The organism is Methylomonas sp. Kb3, from assembly GCF_002834115.1.
GTDB classification, from domain to species: Bacteria; Pseudomonadota; Gammaproteobacteria; order Methylococcales; family Methylomonadaceae; genus Methylomonas; species Methylomonas defluvii.
The window spans coordinates 447,247-464,571 of the sequence record NZ_PIZT01000068.1 but is presented as its reverse complement, the minus strand read 5'-3'; the positions used below and the strand labels follow the sequence as shown (position 1 = coordinate 464,571).

The following is a 17,325-nucleotide window of genomic DNA, read 5'->3' as shown; positions in this document are numbered from 1 at the left end:
CATGTTAGCGCTTGAGTAAGGATCCGCCCCTGGCCGAGGCTGGCCCGCCCTGTTCCGCCGGGCTGTCCTGATTGCAACTAAAGGACTTGGGGAGATCGTTATTTGTGGATTGGCTTATTAACAAGACTACAATAACGCCCAGCAAAATGCAGGACACGCCTTTCCAGAATGCCGCCGGATTGCGTTCCAGCAAGGCCGGACCGGTTTTGGTCAGAAACGCCGGGTTGGGATGGCGTAAGTCAAAGATGAATTCGGACAAGTCTTCGTAGCGCTGGTGCGGGTTGGGGTGCGCGGCCTTGCGAATCGCATCGTCGACCCAGCCCGGAATATCCCGGTTGCGATACAAAGTGGCATCGTAACTTAGCTTGTTTTGCGCGGCCCTTGATTTGCATTTGGCCACTTCCGCGCCGTAAGGCAGTTTGCCGGTCAGCATTTGATAGGTAATCACCGCCAGGGAAAACTGCTCCGAGCACACGGAGCCCGGCTCGCCCAGAAAATACTCGGGCGCGGTGTATTGCGCGGTACCGAGGATAGCGTTGTCGCCGATGGGTGCGCTCATCTCCACCACGCCGGCCACCCGCGTCGAACCGAAATCGATGATTTTCACCGTGCCGGTGCTGTCGATCATGATGTTGTCTGGCCGCAGATCCTGATGCAGCATTTCCAGGCGGTGAAATCCCCGCAAGCCCTTGGCGATTTGTTCGACGATGCCGCGCACGGTTTCCAAGTCCGGTTGCGGGTGATCGATCATCCATTGCTTCAGGGTCTGGCCGTCGATAAATTCCGTCGCCACATACAGAAAATTACGTTTGCGGGTCTGGGCACACGGCTGCAATACATGGGCGTTATTGATGCGCCGGGCAATCCAGTCTTCCATCAGAAAGCGTTCCAAATACGCCGGATCGCCGCGCAAATCGATGGACGGGGTTTTAAGCACCACTTGGGCCTGGGTTTCGCTATCAACCGCCAGATAGATATGACTACGGCTGCTGGCGTGCAATTGCCGGACGATGGTGTAGCCGTCGAAATCCATCCTGGCTTCCAACTGTGGTGGAAACGGCAAATCGGTTAAGGACTGATACAACTCGTTGGCACTGGGTAGCGGCAGTTGGTCGATGCGCACAATCTGTACCGTCAGATTATCGTCGCTACCATTTTCGTACGCCGCCGCGACGATAGCTTGGGCCGCGCCGTCCAGATCGTCGCCGGCTTCGCCGATGGTTTGGGTGACAAAACGCGAACTAACATATTCGTAGACACCGTCGGTCGCCAACACAAATATATCGCCCAAGCTGACGGTCAGCGTCTGATAGTCTATTTCCAGATGCGAGTCCATGCCCATGGCCCGGCTCAGATAACTTTTTTCCTGAGACAACCACAAACGGTGGTCGTGGGTCAGCTGCTCCAGTTCGTCGCCGCTTACCCGATAAATTCTCGTGTCGCCCACGGAAAACAAATGCGCGGTGGTGGATTTAATCACCAGCGCGCTCAAGGTGCAGACATAGCCGCGATCCATGTCATAGCAATCGCGGTTTTGCCGGGTTTGCGCGTACAGCCAGGAATTGGTGGCCGTCAGTACCCGTTGCACCGACTTCTTCACCGACCAGGCTTCCGAGGTGCAAAAATAATCCGCCAAAAAGCCGGTCACCGCCGCCTGGCTGGCGATGTGGCTAACGTCGCTGCTGCTGATGCCGTCAGCCAACGCGATGGCAATGCCTTTGGCGCTTAACTGCGGTTCCTTGGCGATATACATGCCATGAAAATCCTGATTCAGCGGCTTGCGGCCCTTGTCGGAATATTGGCCGACGGTGATGCTTAATTTCCCGGACATGGCTTACAGCAAAACAGCCTCAGTAACTCTTGTAAGGCAGAAATTTCCCGCTCATGACGATCTTAACCCGGTCGCCTTTCGGATCGGGTTCACGCTGCAAATCCATACTAAAGTCGATGGCGCTCATGATGCCGTCGCCGAATTCTTCATGGATCAAAGCCTTAAACGTAGTGCCGTAGACATTCACCAGCTCGTAGAAACGGTAAATCAATGGATCGGTCGGCACAGCGCTGGGCAACGAACCTTTGTAAGGCACCACTTGCAGTTGGGCGATAGCCGCGGGCGGCAGCTCCAGCAACGCACCAATGATCGCGGCTTGTTCGGCATTCAGGGTCATCTGCCCCAGCAATGCGGCGGTGGTCCACTCCTTACTCAAACCAATCGCTTCGGCCAGTTGTGCCCAGCTCAATTGCTTGGCCAGTTTTTGCGTAACGACCAATTCGGTCACTTCGTTGCGTGTCATCTTTAACTCCTTAGCTTGGTTAACAGCGAGAAAAAACCCCGTGCTCAGCGGCATCGGGGCCGGATCGCTTGGCGCTTAGTTGAAAGAGCGCTTCGGCGCGGTTTTGACATGCGTGGAATACAGCGTCAAACCGGTAAACGCCAAACCGCCGACCAGATTACCCAACACGGTGGGGATCTCGTTCCAGACAAAATAATCCATGATCGAAAAATTGCCGCCCATGATCAAACCTGAGGGAAACAAAAACATGTTCACCACCGAGTGTTCGAAGGTCATGCCGAAGAACAGCATGATCGGCATCCACATCGCGATCACTTTACCGCTGACCGAGGTGGAAATCATCGCGCCCACCACACCCGTAGACACCATCCAGTTACACAGCATGCCGCGGATAAAAATGGTCATCCAGCCGGCTATGCCGTATTTGGCATAGCCCAGGGTTCGCGCTTCGCCGATGCCGGCCAGTTTTTTGCCGACGGCGTCCGGTTCCACGGAGAAGCCGTAAGTAAAGACCACCGACATCATCACCGCCACCGTCAACGCGCCGAGAAAATTGCCTAAAAACACCAAGCCCCAATTTCTGAGCACGCCGCTCAACGTCACCCCGGCGCGCTTGTCCAACCAGGCCAGCGGCGTTAATACGAACACGCCGGTCAGCAAATCGAAACCCAACAAATACAACATGCAAAAACCAACCGGGAACAAAATCGCCCCAAAGATCGGCGAGTTGGTTTGCACGGTAATCGACACCGCAAATACCGCCGCCAGCGCCAGGATCGCGCCGGCCATGTAAGCGCGGATTAAGGTGTCGCGGGTAGACATGAAAATTTTGGATTCACCGGCATCGACCATCTTTGTGACGAATTCCGAAGGGATCAGATAGGACATAACTCACCTTTAAATTGTGGGAAGGACTTGAATGTCGGTGGTTATCAAGCACCGACATTCGTTTAAATAAGCCTGTATGCGCAAGCTAAAGCTCCCTTGGAAACGGCGTGTTTGTGGTCAGCGAAAGTCCTGAAGGGATAAAAGCAGGACAACGGCCGAGCAAACAGTATTGCGGGTTATAAAACCAGCAACGTTTCAACGCCGTTGTTGAAGGGAACCGAGGGTGCGCCATTGCACCGGGTAAATTCCAGCACGGATTGTGCCAGCGCTTTGAATGCAGGCTGACCTAGCTTTTTGTTGCCAACCTCAGCAACCCAAACCCGCATCGCGCACCAAAACGGACTGCCACCGCACCAAAACATGAAAACACCAATCTGAGACAAGCCCGGAGACAGATACGAAGCCAGTATCAGCAATCCGCTTCCCGCAACCGGCCACTCGCGGCTATTTTCAGCAAAAACATCGAGTAGCGGCTATGCTTCGCCGACGATTATCCAGCATCTAATTCCATCGCCCTATTTAGCCGAGCCTATGCCATCGTCGTCGCTTAATAAAAAACTGGTTCTTACTTACAGCGCTTGGAGACAACTGCTTGCTCTACTGGGATTTGCGCTGGCCTGCCTAATGGCTTGGGCGGGATTTCTAAGTAATTTTTTCATCGTCGAAGTTAGTTTTATTTTATTCGGCGCTTATGCCGCTTGGGCGCTGCTTGGCATCGTATCGACTCAATCGATTACGCTGTATCCCGACAAAATCGTCAAACGCAGCTGGATCGGCGAAACCACCATTCCAACCCATGCCTTGCTGGTGACTGATAGCCAGGATCAAGGAAATGCGAAATCCTGGCGCTTTTTTCACGGCTCTAACAAAAACCAACGCGAGTCCATTCAAATAGCAGGCAATTTTTTGTCTCCAGAGCTGCGACTATGGGTGGATTCGTATCGACGTAACATCTATCGGCTTGGCAGTTTCTCCAGCAGCCCGTTGAGCAGCAATAGCGCCGTCTGCGTGGAGTTCGATAAAGCGGTGTCATCCTTTCGTTTCATGGCCGTGCTGACCGGCGTCTATCTGCTGGTGTACGTGATTTATGCAACGATGCTGCACTGGCAATATCCGCTATTTGCCGGTTACGCGCCCCAATTGCCGGCCTGGCCGGTGCGCTTGTTGTTTGTTGCCATCGCCTTGGCGGCCTATCCGCTATTGCAAACGCTAGCCAAGCCGCCCATCGGCGTTTCGAACTATACGGTGCGCGTCGCACAGGCCCATCAGCGAGCCTTCCGTTCCGCATTGATAGCCAATGGCGTGGCCTGGTTGGGCTTACCGCTGTTTCTGCTGTGCGGTAACCGGCTGGATTTTTATCTGCTGTTGTCGATAGGCGCTCTTTATCACTACGACTTTTATCCTCGGCTATCCACCTGGGAAAGCGTGTTGCAAGCCGCACCGGAAACCCGGCCGGTGCAAGCGGCAGTCCCTCGGCGTTCCATGCAGGTATCCTTGGCGTTATTGGGCGGCTTATCGCTAGCCAATTATCACGGGAACCCGGACGATTTTCGGATCCGCCAACAAGATTGCGTCGACGACCAGGGCAATCCTATTGAATGCCGAAGCAGCGGTGGCCACGGCGGCGGCTCGAGCTCCCGTTATAGCGGCAACGGCAGCCCGGACAGCCATAGTTCGGTCAGGCGCGGCGGCTTTGGCTTCTTCGGCGGTTCGCACAGTTCTTTCGGCGGCTAAGCATGCAACGGATCGAACTAAGGCCCCGCGCCGATTGGCAGCAGCGGGTGGAAGCCGTGGGGATGAATTATCACACCCTGGACGGCGATGTTTATTGGGACGAATCGGCCTGTTACCGGTTCACGGCCAGCCAGATCGATATGCTCGACGACGTCACCGCCGAATTACATGCACTGTGTCTACAAGCCGTGCAGGCCATCATCGACCGCAAGTTATTCAAGCGATTGTTGATTCCGGATTGGGCCGTGCCTTATATCGTCGACTCCTGGGAACGCCGCGAACCCAGCGTTTACGGCCGCTTCGATCTGGCCTGGGACGGCAGCGGCCAACCCAAATTGCTGGAATACAACGCCGACACGCCCACCGCACTGCTGGAAGCCGGCGTGGTGCAATGGTTCTGGTTGCGGGATTGCTATCCGGACGCCGATCAATTTAATTCGATACACGAAAAACTGCTCGGCTTTTGGCAAGATTACCGGCAGCGCCAGCCCAGCCTGCATTTTGCCGGCGTCGATAGCAGCGACGAGGACAGCGGCAACTTGGAATATCTGCGCGATACCGCCGTGCAAGCCGGCCTGCAAACCCAACGTCTGGCTATCGAACAAATCGGCTGGGACGCCAGCGGGCACCGCTTTGTTGATCTGAACCAAGCCACGATTCGCGCATTGTTCAAGCTTTATCCCTGGGAATGGCTGTTGCAAGAAGAGTTTGGCCCTTACCTGCCGCAAGCCCAACCGGCGATGCTGGAACCGCCCTGGAAACTACTGCTCAGCAACAAAGGCCTGTTGCCTATTTTGTGGGAGCTGTTTCCCGGCCACCCCAATCTGCTGGAGGCCAGTTTCGCCGACCGACCGCTACTGGGCGATTATGTACGCAAGCCGCTGTATTCCCGGGAAGGCGCCAATATCCAGATTCGCCGGGGCGCCAGCCTCGTCGAAACCGGCGGCAGTTACGGGGGCGAGTCCTGCATTTATCAACGCTATACCCCGCTGCCCGAGTTTGGCGGCAATTTCCCGGTGATCGGCTCCTGGATCATCGCCGATCAACCCGCCGGCATCGGCATCCGTGAAGACAAAACCGAAATCACCGGCAACAATAGCCGCTTCATCCCGCATTATTTCGTCGAGAATTGACTATGGAATCGCTAGACCTCTCTCACATCCTGGCCGGCGCCAACGGCTTTTTTCTGCATTTCATCGCGGCCGCCGCGCTAACCGGCGCGTTTGCTTTTTGTTATCTGTGGATTACGCCGTACGCGGAATTTAAACTAATCCGCGAGGGTAAAACCGCGCCGGCCGTGGCGTTTAGCGCCGCGCTGCTGGGCTTTGTGTTGGCGCTGTCCGGCGCCGTCGCCAACAGCGTGTCGTTTATCGATATGTTGATTTGGGCCGGTATTGCTTTATTTTTGCAAGTGCTGGTATTTGTTGGACTGCGGCTGGCTTTCGCGGACCTGTGCAAACGCATTGCCGACGACGAACTGGGACCCGCCATCGTCCTGGCCGGCTTCGCGCTCGCGGCGGGCTTATTAAGCGCGGCCTGCATGACTTATTAACGCCGTGACTGCCAGCAAACGCATCTTAATCGTCGAAGACGAACCGGCGATTGCCGACACCTTGATTTATGTGCTGAACAGCAGCGGTTACCGAACCGAGCACGTCGGATTACTGCAAACCGCCTTGGTCAGATTGCAATCCACCGAGTTCTCTTTGGTGATTCTCGATGTCGGCCTGCCGGACGGTAACGGCTTTGACTTGTGCCGGCAGTTGCGTCGATTTTCGGATATTCCGGTGATTTTTCTGACCGCGCACGGCGACGAAATCGACCGTATCGTCGGCTTGGAAATCGGTGCCGACGACTATGTGACCAAGCCGTTTAGTCCGCGCGAAGTGGCGGCCAGAGTTGGCGTAATTCTGCGCCGACTTGGTACAGCGGATACTAATAAGCCAGCAGCGCCGCCTAACGCCCAGTTTGATTTGGATAGCCAAGCCGGCCGCATCCGCTATTACGGGCAATTGCTGGATTTGACCCGTTACGAATTTTTGTTGCTGAAACTATTCATCGAACACCCCGAGCGGATTTTCTCCCGCGAACAACTGTTGGAAAGAATCTGGCAAGACCCCGGCGATGTGTTCGACCGCACCGTCGATACCCACATCAAAACCCTGCGTGCCAAACTGCGCTTGGCCGCCGCCAACCAAGACCCGATACGCACGCATCGCGGCCTGGGTTATAGCTTGCAAAGCCGATGAAGTTATCGGTACGGCTGTTTTTAGGTTATTTCCTGCTGGTGGCCGTGACCGGGCAACTGGTGCTGTTACTGGTGGTGAAGCAGATCGACCCCGGCGTGCGCACCGCGCTGGAAGCCAGTTTGGTCGATACCGCCAACCTGCTGGCCGAACTGGCCGCGCCGGATTTGCGGCAAGGCAGCATCGCCGACGGCCATTTCGCTCAAGCGGTCAAGCGCTACAGCAAGCGGCCGGTATCCGCGACCATCTTCGGCTTTCCGAAACAAACGCTGGATTACCGGGTTTACGTCACCGACGCGGCCGGCATCGTCCAATTTGATTCGGCGGGAACGGCAATCGGCGAAAACTACTCGCGCTGGAACGATGTGTATCTAACCCTGCAAGGCCAATACGGCGCGCGTTCCTCGCAGGCCAATCCCGGCGATAAGGCCAGCTCGACCATGCATGTCGCGGCGCCGGTGCGCTACGGCGATAAATTGATAGGTGTGGTTACCGTCGCCTACCCCACCGCCCTGCTGCAACCCATTGTCGACGCCAGCAAGCATGCCATACAACGCGGGGCCTTCTGGTTGTTCGGCGGCGCTTTACTATTCGGCGCGGTTTTCAACTGGCGCTTGACCCGCGCCATCGAGCTATTGGTCCGTTATGCGCGCAGCATCGCGTCCGGCGGCAAAGCCAGCCCGCCCAAATTGCGCAGCGTCGAATTGTCCACACTGGCACACGCCTTGGAAAGCATGCGCCAGGAACTGGAAGGCAAACAATACGTCGAACGATACGTACAAACCTTGACTCATGAAATGAAAAGCCCGCTGGCCGCCATTCGTGGCGCGGCCGAATTGCTGGAAGAACCGCTGCCGGATGCCAACCGCCGCCGCTTCGCCGCCAATGCCCGCGAACAAGCCGAGCGCCTGGACCAGTTAATCGAACGGCTATTGGGGCTGGCGGAGTTAGAGCAGCGCCAGCAATTATCCGATCCACAACTATTGGATTTAGGTGAGATGGTCAATAGCGTCCTGGCGGAAAAAGCCCCGCAATTGCTGCAACTGCATTTGCAAACCGCCGTGTCGCTAGACGAACCGCTACCAGTGCTGGCGGAAGAGTTTTTATTGCGGCAGGCCATCTCCAATCTTTTGGATAACGCCTTGGCCTTTGCCCCTGCCGAGTCCACAATCGAAATCGACGGCCGCCGCGACGGCAAACAAATCATCTTGCGCATCCGCGACCACGGCCCAGGCATTCCTGACTACGCGCTGGCGCGAGTGTTCGAACGCTTCTACTCCCTGCCCCGCCCCAACAATGGCCGTAAGAGCACCGGCCTGGGACTGGCTTTCGTTCGAGAAGTGGCTGCGCTACATGGCGGCGAGATCAAGGTCGGCAATGCAGAGGGCGGCGGGGCGATGGCAGCGTTGAATTTGCCGGAAAGTGATTGAGAAACATTGCAATCGACGATCAATTTACCTTTGTCTGATCATCATTCCAAACTCCTGAATTCTGACTAGCCAAAGGAAGAAAAATGAAAACATCGATAATTGCAGTCGTCAATTTCAATGTCCGTATTCTCAAAACCAGCCAAGCGTGGCAAGCTGGCAAATATGATCTTTAAGGTCATAGTTTTCTGCTTGGCTGTATTGCCGATACAGGTATTTGCTTGCAGTTGTTGGGATCCAGAGCCGGAAGAGTATCTTCAAGCCAGCACATTGATTTTCAAAGGTATTGTTGAATCGGTTGAAAAAATTGTGCCGACATCCGTAGCGGACAAATATAGCATTGCCACAATACCCGATGAACTCGCATCAAGCCGCGCTAAATTTAAACTGACAACCTCCTATAAAGGACCGGAATCCAAAGAGATCGATATCGAATTTCATAACAATAGCGCGAGTTGCGGATGGGATTTTTCTGTTGGCAAGGAGGTAACCGTGTTTGCTGACGGCAATGCTCGGAATGGTTTCAAAACTAGCATGTGCATGATGTTCCCTTATGTATATTCTATTGAGCACGGCGATAATCGATATCAAAAAGCCATTGATGCTTACCGAAAAAAACGGAATTCCTTATTCTCCCTGTTACGAAACACACGTAAAAACCAAGTGTTATTACGAGAACCAGCCACCTTTTTCGTTCGAAATCAGGACTATGCTGCGGCAGAACTGGCGTTTAACCAAATACTTAAACTACGACTCAAAGACCTATCAGCCTTGGTAGGCCGGGCCGACGCCCGATACAAACAAGGCGCCTATGAACTTGCTTTGGCAGACTATCAGGCTATCCAAAAACTGGATATACAGAATAGTACTGCTCGACATGGAAAAACTTTTGCTTTGTTAAAACTTGGAAGAATTCAAGAACTTGGGGACGACAGAGACTTTAGCGGTTACGAAAATGATTTGGATCATTCGTCTTTCGCCGGCCTGAATTTGGCTGGTGCCAATTTCCGGGGCGCCAAACTTAGCAATACGGATTTCTCCGGAGCCGATTTGAGTAATGCCGATTTCTCTGAATCCGATATACATAGCTCTAATTTCAAGGGAGCGAAACTCAGTCATGCGAAATTTCGTAATCTAAAAAGCGCATCCGAAACACAATTCAATCACGCTGATCTTCGACACGCCGACTTTGGTGACACCGTTTTGTTTGCCACAAACTTCGACAACGCGATACTCGATGATGCCGATTTTTCTAGAGCCGACATGAGGCTCGCTTCCTTTGAGGGAGCTTCGATCAACAACACTAAATTGCACGGCAAACGTATGGTTTCAGCCAATCTACGCGGTTTGAAATTCGTTGATCAGGATTTATCTGGCGCGGACTTTCGAGGTGCCGATTTACGCGGCACGATCTTTCAATCCACGAATCTTAAGGGAGCTATTTTTGGCGTAGCAGAAGGGAAAATTACTAATCTACAAGACTCTGACTTGTCCAAGGCCAATCTCACCGATGTTGATTGGGGTCCCGTTATTGTCGACTGCCATACTAAGTTGCCGTATAACTTGGATATAGCAAAATTACTGGTCTTTCGTATATGGACTGGTTGCAAGGAAAATCCCCCGCGAACCGCTCCACCAACTACGTATCGCTTTCCATGGGGAATAGTACTGCAAGGTATAGATGCTTCGAATTCCTACTATGTTGACGGAGACTTGTCGAGATTTAGATTTCAGCACTCCAATTTCGACAACAGCGATTTTTCGCATGCCACGCTGATCGGTTTGGATATTCAAGGCGGAAGCTATCAAAAAGCTAACTTCGAATACGCCAATCTCACCAATGCTCATTTTACGGCAGTAAGCTTTAGCGAAGCTTCGTTTGCCCACGCCAATTTATCCAACGTCAAGTTAAGAGATGTGAATTTTTCCACAGCGAATCTGGAGGATGCGCAGCTTACAGGCCTGTGTTTCGACGTTAAGAGTAAATGGCCGGAAGGATTCGATCCGCTTGCCGCTGGCGCTAAGTTGTGCGAATAAGCTGCCGTGACCCACAACTGAGCAAAAGCCATCCGCAGTTAACGCCCCCAACGAATCCAATTCATCAAACAAACGCTCGATGCTCGCTTAGGTCCCCTCACAGCCTTTTAGGCTAGAGTGCGCGAAGTGTTCCCTAACAATTTAGCTTCTATTTGTCACGCAACCACTATCGCCAACCAGCCCTAAACATCACTTGTTTCCAGTCAGCAACAATCAAGTTTTTAACGTATATTTTCCGCATATTTGCAAAACCGGCGATCACTATCGATGGAAGACAATTACGCGATTTCCAGCCCAAAACACATGATCAATTACCTAACGGGAATCCCGCGGCGTCATTGCATTTTGTCCGCTCGCTATGCGGTTAATGATCAAGCGGTTTTAACCGTAATGTTACAAATTGACCTTAAGCAGAATGCTTTGGCGATAGACGCTCGAAAAATTAATAACACGATGGTTTGCGAGCTAATTCTCATAAGCCACAAATAAGCCGTGCAAAAAAATACCTAACAAAAAACCTGGTATATGCTTTCCTCGCTGAGTCTAACTAGCAAGACCATGCGGCCGCACTAAAAACACCCCCACAAAGTCGGCTGCAATTTTTTTAGTTCACGAGGAGAGTTTTTAATGTCATTGGATTTCGAAAAGCTGACCGTATACGGCAAATCGTTTAGCGGGTTTACCCCCGATAAGGAAGCTTTGTTGTTAGAGGTTGGGTCGCAAATTAAGCCGTATCTGGCGGCGGTAACCGACGAATTTTATCAACAGTTGAGCACCATACCGGAAACGGCTTCGTTTCTGGAAGGCCGAGTCGAGGGTTTGAAAAATACCCACCGCCTATGGATGGAAGGGCTATTCACAGGCCCCTATGATAAAGACTTTACCGCACAGATGTTCAAGGTCGGTGATGTGCATGTCAAGGTTAAGTTGCCTGTCGAATTCATGGCCGGAGCGATGACTTTGATCAATAACCGTCTTTTCACACTGATAGTTGAAACCTTTGGTGACGATAAGCAATATTGCGCTCGGACGATTGCCGCGGTTAACTCGGTAACCGGCTTTTCATTGCTGGTGATGCAGCAATCCTATCAAGCCTCGAGCCTGGCGGAAGAACTGGAAAAGTTTTTGAAAATTTCCGGCATGAGCCGCACGTTATTCACCAATCTGGCCTTGGCCTACAGAGACAAATAAGGAGATCACTATGCGCGCGGATTTATTAATATCTGTTTTGACGGAATTGAATGGTTCGTCGGCCGACATCGAAGCCAGTGGCGTGATATCGACTGATGGTTTAATGATGGCCTCGGTATTACCGGCTTCCATGGACGAAGACCGGGTAGGCGCGATGAGCGCCGCCATGTTGTCATTGGGTGACCGGACTGCGCAAGAGCTGGCGAGAGGCGAGTTGGAGCAAGTGCTGATCAAAGGCAAGGCCGGCTATGTGTTAATGACCTATGCCGGTTCTGAGGGTGTTCTCACCGTTTTAACCAAGTCATCGGCCAAATTGGGCTTGATATTTCTTGATGTTAAGCGAGCGGCGGTTCAGATCGCGGAGATGCTGTAAAGATTGAATTGGAGTGACGGGATTACGCCCGTCACCTCGATCTTACCACCGGTCAGACTGTTTTCCGCATCAGGCGGTCGATCCCCGCCTTCAAATACCTTTACCGCTCCCAGGGGGATGTCAATACCAAAGCTAGACAGATCAAGGTGCGCGCTATGCTTCCCTGACAACTTAGCCTGAATTTGTCACATCGGCACTCGCTCGTTGCTCCAGTGTCGCACCCACTAGACCTAAACGTCCCCGCCCTAAAAAGCTTAAGCCCCTACTTATTTCCAACAAGGCAACAATCCGGTTTTTAACGTATATTTTCCGCATATTTGCAAAACCGATGATCACTAGCAATGGAAAACGACTACGCGATTTTTAGCCCGAAACAGATTGTCAATTATTTAACGGAGATCCAGCAGCGTAATTGCATTTTGTCGGCTCGCTATGGCGCGGATAATCAGGCGTTTTTAACTGCGATTGTGCAAATCGACCCTAAACACAATACCTTGGCGATAGACATTGCGCCCACCCAGGAATTGACAGACCGTTTGTTACTGAGCAAGCGCGCGCATTTCTTCACACAGGTGGATGGGATTGATGCGGCTTTTCAAGGGGTGAACATCAAACTGGCGCAAAGCACGCATGGTGCGGTACTGACCATGCCCTTGCCCGATAGACTGTACTGGCGGCAACGGCGTAATTATTACCGGGTGAAAGTGCCGCAGTCGCATGCCGGCACGTATTGCCAATTCGGTTTTAAGCTAAGCGGTGCGGATGGCGAACAAATATCTGTCGTTAAAACCTTCAAACTGATCGATATTGGCTTGTGCGGACTGGCTTTATTGAATCCGGACCATGATTTGCAACAGGAATTGCTTAGTGTTGAAGTCGTCAGTTGCACCTTATTTCTGCAAGACCACGAACACCACCACGCCGACGTTGCGATGCGCGCCAAATACAGTATCGACGTCAAAACCAATACGATAAGCACTGCGCATCGCATAGGTTTTCAATTTACCGCCATTTCGCCGGCTTTTGAGAGTAGTGTGCAGATCTACATGCAATCTATCGAACGGATGCTGAAAAACATCGAGAGTCATTGAATCGGCGCTAACTCGCGCTGTTTCCGTTAATCTCCAAGTTTAGCTGGGCTCAAACTAAAAACGGCAATACCTTATTTACCAAAAGGTCCTAGGTTTGCCATTCCACCCGTTTAGACAATAGGCAATATATCGTGTCAGTCATCAGGTTATTGCTACCCGCGCAAGGGTTTGCAGAAATTAGCCTTAATCCGAAAGAATTGGAAAACCAAGGCATTGCCGTCATCACAATCGAGCCAAACACTACGGAACCGATGAATTTGTTGGCTTTAGACGTCGTCCTGATCGATGGTGACGCGGCGTTGCTAGACAATCTGGATCTGATCGATCAAATAAAAGGCATTACACCCACCTGTAAGTTTGTAGCCTTGCTTAGCCATTCCAGCGCCCATGCCCTGACGTATTTGCAGGTCGGAGTGACCGGGTTGCTGAGATGGTTTCCCGACGCGGCCAAGTTGGCTGAGATCATCCGCACGATTGTGCAGGGTGAATATTACCTGGACCAAGAGATTGCCCAATTGCTGGCCATGCGGCAAATCAAACAACAGTTAGAACCCTTTGTTTCTCTGAGCTCCCGCGAGTTTGATGTGTTTTGCCTATTAGCCGAAGGTTGTTCGTTGCAAACGGTAGCCGCGCAACTCGGTATCAGCAGTAAAACGGTCTCCAATTGCCAAACTCAAATCAAGCTGAAACTGGTTATCGACAGTCGGGACACACTGACAAAATTTGCCAATAGCCATGGCTTGATTATGCATAAAGGCGTATGATTCCCGATATTCGGGAATTTTTCCTATTTTTGCGAGGTGGTTTATGAAAAAGTCAGTGTTAGCATTATCTGTATTAGCCGGTTTTGGCATGTTGTCCGCTAATGCCTTAGCAGCCGATCAAGGCTTGGAAAATTGCATCCAAGCCGTCAAAAAAGAAAAAGCGGGTGAGCTGGTCAAACTGGAAAAGCTCAACGTAGCCGGTAAAGGCGCCTATGAACTGGAACTGCGCGACAACAACCGCCAGGAATGGGAATACATGTGCGATGCCGACAGCGGCAAGCTGACTGAAAAAGAAGCTGAAGTAGCCGACCCCAATAGCCAGGCATTCAAAAAGAATGTCAAAATCACCGAGGAAGATGCCGCGGCAATTGCGTTAAAAGCCAACCCCGGCAAGATTGAGGAAGTCGAATACGAAGTGGAGGAAAACGGCGGCTCGTCTTACGAATTCGACATCGTGAATGACAAAGGCTTAGAAACCAAAATCGAAGTGGATGCCGCCAGCGGCAAAATCATCGAAACCGCCACCGAGGAATGGGAAATCGGCGAAGAGGCTGACGAAAAACGTTAATTCCGGGGCCAGCAACTTCCACAACCCTGGCAGTTTTGGGGCTCTCACTATTAGAGCCCCAGCACCCGCCGCCGAATATACCAATTAACGCCGGGTATACCGGTGTTTTACCCCAACGGGGAAATAATCCGCATCCGCAAAGTTATGAAGGCTAATCATCGGCAGTTGTTTTTCGGCTGGGGTGTAATGGGCAAACTCGCTGTTCAGACGCAGTAGTTGTGCGCGGATAGAGGCGGCTATCGTCGGCGCCATCGCCGGTTCGGGCGCCACGCCAGGCAATAATTCCACGGCAATCTGCAGATACTTATCGCCCTCCGCATTTTCCTGAGTTTGCAATACAAACTTACCGGTCACCCAGGCCATGATCTCCGGCTGTTCCAGACCTACCGTGACGTTTTCCGGATAGATATTGGCGCCGTAGTAGGACACGGTAAAATCGGCGCGGCCGAACACATACACAAACGGCAAATTACGCGCTTGAAAACTGCTAGCCAAACCTAAATCCTCGACCGACTGCACGCCGTGCTGCCGCAAAAAATCCCACAGTTGCTCATAGCTCAGCACCCCGCCCTTGTCGGCGATGTGATAGCGCAGTAAAGGTACGCTGTTTTCGCCTGAAACCACCAGCGTGCCTTCGTGTACTTCAAAGAATCGGCTATACGGATCGTATTGCACCAGGGTGGGCAGCCGCGATTCGCCGAACAAAGCTCGGGCCGCTTCCGGTCGTTGCGCCAGCCAACGGCGAATGGCAATGCTAAGCGGCGTTTCGTTACCCAGCACGCCGCCGTCGGCGGTACCGTATAACGATGCGGAATCGAAACAAACCGACTGCGAGCCGATACGCTCGGACAGTAAGCTGCGCCATTCTTCACTGAATACTTCACCGGCAAACACAAGTTTGGGCTTGAATTGCGCCCAATTTATACCCTCGGCGGCACCGGCATCGATCACGTCTTTGACAAACGGCGGATACCCCAACAGCACGGTTTGCTCAAAGTGCGGCGCCAACTCGCGGACCACCCTAAAAATCTCGGCTTTATTATTGCCCGGCGTTGCCACCAGCAAGGGATAGCCCTTCTGCGCCAGATGCCAGCAGCAGGATGTGGTAAACAAGCCGCCCACCCAATTGCCCAAGGCAAAACACACCACCGCCAGCGTACTGCGTTTATCGGCCTGAAAACTGTCCTTGAACACTTGCTCGAAGCGCACCGCCACATCCAACTCATATGCCGCCGAACGCGGCCAGAAGGTCGGCACGCCGGTGGAGCCGGACGACACCGCAACCCTATCCACACCGATTAAACTACCGCCGAAGCAACGCGCCGGCAACGGGTAGGCTTGCATGTAGTTAGCTTTGCTGATTAACGGTAGCTTTTGAAAATCCGCGTAAGTATTAATCTGCCCTGGATCGATTTGCTGGGCTTGTAAAAACTGCCGATAAGCGGGAACCTCTGCCGCACAACGCTGAAATAGAGCCAGCATTTTTTGCTGCGGATTAAGCGCTTGATGCTTGGTAAGCTTGGTAAGCTTGGTAAGCAAGGTATCCAATGGCGTGGCCAGAAAATGTTGAAATGCTGCCGCAGAAGACGTCGTCGGTAAATCGCTCATTGCAAACCACCTGAAAAATGCTGGAAAAACCCTAAAGATATATTCTTGGATTGAATGTTTGGTAAAACGTTAATTCTGCACAACACCATGCCCATACCGATGCAAGCATTGAGATTAGACAAATCATTATCCTACCGCAACGATATGCCGATACCCGAATTAGCTGCCGGCGAAGCTTTGATTGCACTGCGCCTGGCCGGCATCTGCGCCACCGACCTGGAACTGGTGAAGGGTTATGCCGGTTTTTCCGGCATCCTCGGCCATGAATTTGTCGGTACGGTCATCGCCGTTGCCGATGACAAACACAGAGATTGGCTGAACCGGCGCGTGGTTGGTTCCATCAATATCGGCTGCAACGCCTGCGAGGTGTGCCAGCGCGACGGCCCCGAGCATTGCCTGAATCGTAAAGTGCTGGGAATACGCGGCAAAGACGGGGTATTCGCCGATTATTTCAGCCTGTCGATTGCCAACTTGTACACCGTGCCCGACGCTGTGACTGACCAAGCCGCCGTGTTTACCGAGCCGCTGGCCGCTGCTTTGCGCGTAGTAAAACAAATAGCCGCACTGCCCATCACCGACATCGCGGTCGTCGGCCCCGGCCGCTTGGGTTTGTTGATCGCCAAGGTGTTAAGTCTGGCCGGCTACCAGATCACGGTGTTGGGCCGGTCGGCGGCATCCTTGGCATTACCTAAACAGTGGCAACTGGCGACCGGCTTGACTAACGAGATTCCAGACAACAGCTTCGACTGCGTCGTCGACGCCAGCGGTCAGACCTCAGGCTTTACGCAAGCCTTGCGCATCGTCAAACCGCGCGGCACCTTGGTGTTGAAAAGCACCTTCGCGGCCGACGCGGCACTGGATTTAAGCAAAGTGGTGGTTTACGAAATCAACATCATCGGCTCCCGCTGCGGCCCCTTCGCGGACGCATTAGCGCTTCTGGCGGAAAACAAGCTGCCCGTGGAAACCATGATAGACGGCCAATACCCACTGAGCGATGGACTTGCCGCGTTCAATCACGCCGCCCAAGCCGGCGTCAGAAAAATTCTGTTACAGCCCGCACTGAATTCAGATTATTAACCCGCTTGAACTCACCAACACCGCCAG

Annotated in this window: 16 protein-coding genes; 12 read left to right on the top strand and 4 right to left on the bottom strand. The window is 52.7% G+C overall.

Translation table 11 applies throughout. From position 1 onward, the window contains the following. Nucleotides 1-4: 4 nt before the first annotated feature. The 3 genes from CWO84_RS20945 to CWO84_RS20935 form a co-directional block, all read right to left on the bottom strand. Nucleotides 5-1,831 carry a bifunctional protein-serine/threonine kinase/phosphatase gene (locus tag CWO84_RS20945; protein WP_240618110.1) on the bottom strand — a complete coding sequence of 609 codons (1,827 nt, stop codon included), beginning with the start codon at nucleotides 1,829-1,831 and terminating at the stop codon, nucleotides 5-7. A 19-nt stretch (nucleotides 1,832-1,850) separates the two neighbouring features. Next, entirely contained in the window at nucleotides 1,851-2,294 is a 444-nt protein-coding gene (cynS, locus tag CWO84_RS20940; protein WP_101054970.1) for a cyanase, read from the bottom strand. Nucleotides 2,295-2,369: 75 nt separating this feature from the next. Then, nucleotides 2,370-3,182: a formate/nitrite transporter family protein gene (locus CWO84_RS20935; RefSeq protein ID WP_101054968.1), complete on the bottom strand. Its 813-nt coding sequence runs from the start codon at nucleotides 3,180-3,182 to the stop codon at nucleotides 2,370-2,372. A 531-nt stretch (nucleotides 3,183-3,713) separates the two neighbouring features. Here CWO84_RS20935 and CWO84_RS20930 point away from each other — a divergent pair. From CWO84_RS20930 to CWO84_RS20875, 11 genes are all read left to right on the top strand, one after another. Continuing rightward, nucleotides 3,714-4,916 (top strand): hypothetical protein, encoded by a 1,203-nt coding sequence (locus tag CWO84_RS20930; protein ID WP_101054966.1) that lies wholly within the window; start codon nucleotides 3,714-3,716, stop codon nucleotides 4,914-4,916. A gap of 2 nt (nucleotides 4,917-4,918) precedes the next feature. Then, a complete protein-coding gene (locus tag CWO84_RS20925; protein WP_101054964.1) occupies nucleotides 4,919-6,049 on the top strand; it encodes a glutathionylspermidine synthase family protein in 1,131 nt (376 codons plus the stop codon). Between the two features lie 2 nt (nucleotides 6,050-6,051). After that, nucleotides 6,052-6,468: a DUF350 domain-containing protein gene (locus CWO84_RS20920; RefSeq protein ID WP_051669659.1), complete on the top strand. Its 417-nt coding sequence runs from the start codon at nucleotides 6,052-6,054 to the stop codon at nucleotides 6,466-6,468. A gap of 4 nt (nucleotides 6,469-6,472) precedes the next feature. Further along, nucleotides 6,473-7,165, top strand: a complete 693-nt coding sequence (gene creB, locus CWO84_RS20915; RefSeq protein WP_101054962.1) for a two-component system response regulator CreB — start codon at nucleotides 6,473-6,475, stop codon at nucleotides 7,163-7,165. Continuing rightward, nucleotides 7,162-8,592, top strand: a complete 1,431-nt coding sequence (gene creC, locus CWO84_RS20910; RefSeq protein WP_033155495.1) for a two-component system sensor histidine kinase CreC — start codon at nucleotides 7,162-7,164, stop codon at nucleotides 8,590-8,592. The genes creB and creC overlap by 4 nt, the downstream gene beginning before the upstream one ends. A gap of 117 nt (nucleotides 8,593-8,709) precedes the next feature. Further along, the gene (locus tag CWO84_RS20905) at nucleotides 8,710-10,626 is read left to right on the top strand and encodes a pentapeptide repeat-containing protein (protein WP_033155496.1); all 1,917 of its coding nucleotides are present in this window, start codon (nucleotides 8,710-8,712) and stop codon (nucleotides 10,624-10,626) included. Nucleotides 10,627-11,253: 627 nt separating this feature from the next. Then, on the top strand, nucleotides 11,254-11,817 hold the full coding sequence (locus CWO84_RS20895) for a protoglobin domain-containing protein (protein ID WP_033155498.1): 564 nt from the start codon (nucleotides 11,254-11,256) through the stop codon (nucleotides 11,815-11,817). Between the two features lie 10 nt (nucleotides 11,818-11,827). Continuing rightward, the gene (locus tag CWO84_RS20890; protein WP_033155499.1) at nucleotides 11,828-12,190 is read left to right on the top strand and encodes a roadblock/LC7 domain-containing protein; all 363 of its coding nucleotides are present in this window, start codon (nucleotides 11,828-11,830) and stop codon (nucleotides 12,188-12,190) included. A gap of 341 nt (nucleotides 12,191-12,531) precedes the next feature. After that, the gene (locus CWO84_RS20885) at nucleotides 12,532-13,281 is read left to right on the top strand and encodes a flagellar brake protein (RefSeq protein ID WP_033155500.1); all 750 of its coding nucleotides are present in this window, start codon (nucleotides 12,532-12,534) and stop codon (nucleotides 13,279-13,281) included. A 131-nt stretch (nucleotides 13,282-13,412) separates the two neighbouring features. Next, nucleotides 13,413-14,045: a response regulator transcription factor gene (locus CWO84_RS20880; RefSeq protein WP_051669661.1), complete on the top strand. Its 633-nt coding sequence runs from the start codon at nucleotides 13,413-13,415 to the stop codon at nucleotides 14,043-14,045. Between the two features lie 43 nt (nucleotides 14,046-14,088). Continuing rightward, nucleotides 14,089-14,613: a PepSY domain-containing protein gene (locus CWO84_RS20875; RefSeq protein WP_033155501.1), complete on the top strand. Its 525-nt coding sequence runs from the start codon at nucleotides 14,089-14,091 to the stop codon at nucleotides 14,611-14,613. An 84-nt stretch (nucleotides 14,614-14,697) separates the two neighbouring features. Here the strand turns inward: CWO84_RS20875 and CWO84_RS20870 are convergent, their stop codons facing one another. Beyond that, the gene (locus CWO84_RS20870) at nucleotides 14,698-16,221 is read right to left on the bottom strand and encodes a phenylacetate--CoA ligase family protein (RefSeq protein ID WP_101054960.1); all 1,524 of its coding nucleotides are present in this window, start codon (nucleotides 16,219-16,221) and stop codon (nucleotides 14,698-14,700) included. 54 nt (nucleotides 16,222-16,275) lie between these two features. Here CWO84_RS20870 and CWO84_RS20865 point away from each other — a divergent pair, with 54 nt between their 5' ends. Continuing rightward, nucleotides 16,276-17,298, top strand: a complete 1,023-nt coding sequence (locus CWO84_RS20865) for a Zn-dependent alcohol dehydrogenase (RefSeq protein ID WP_051669663.1) — start codon at nucleotides 16,276-16,278, stop codon at nucleotides 17,296-17,298. Nucleotides 17,299-17,325: the final 27 nt, after the last annotated feature.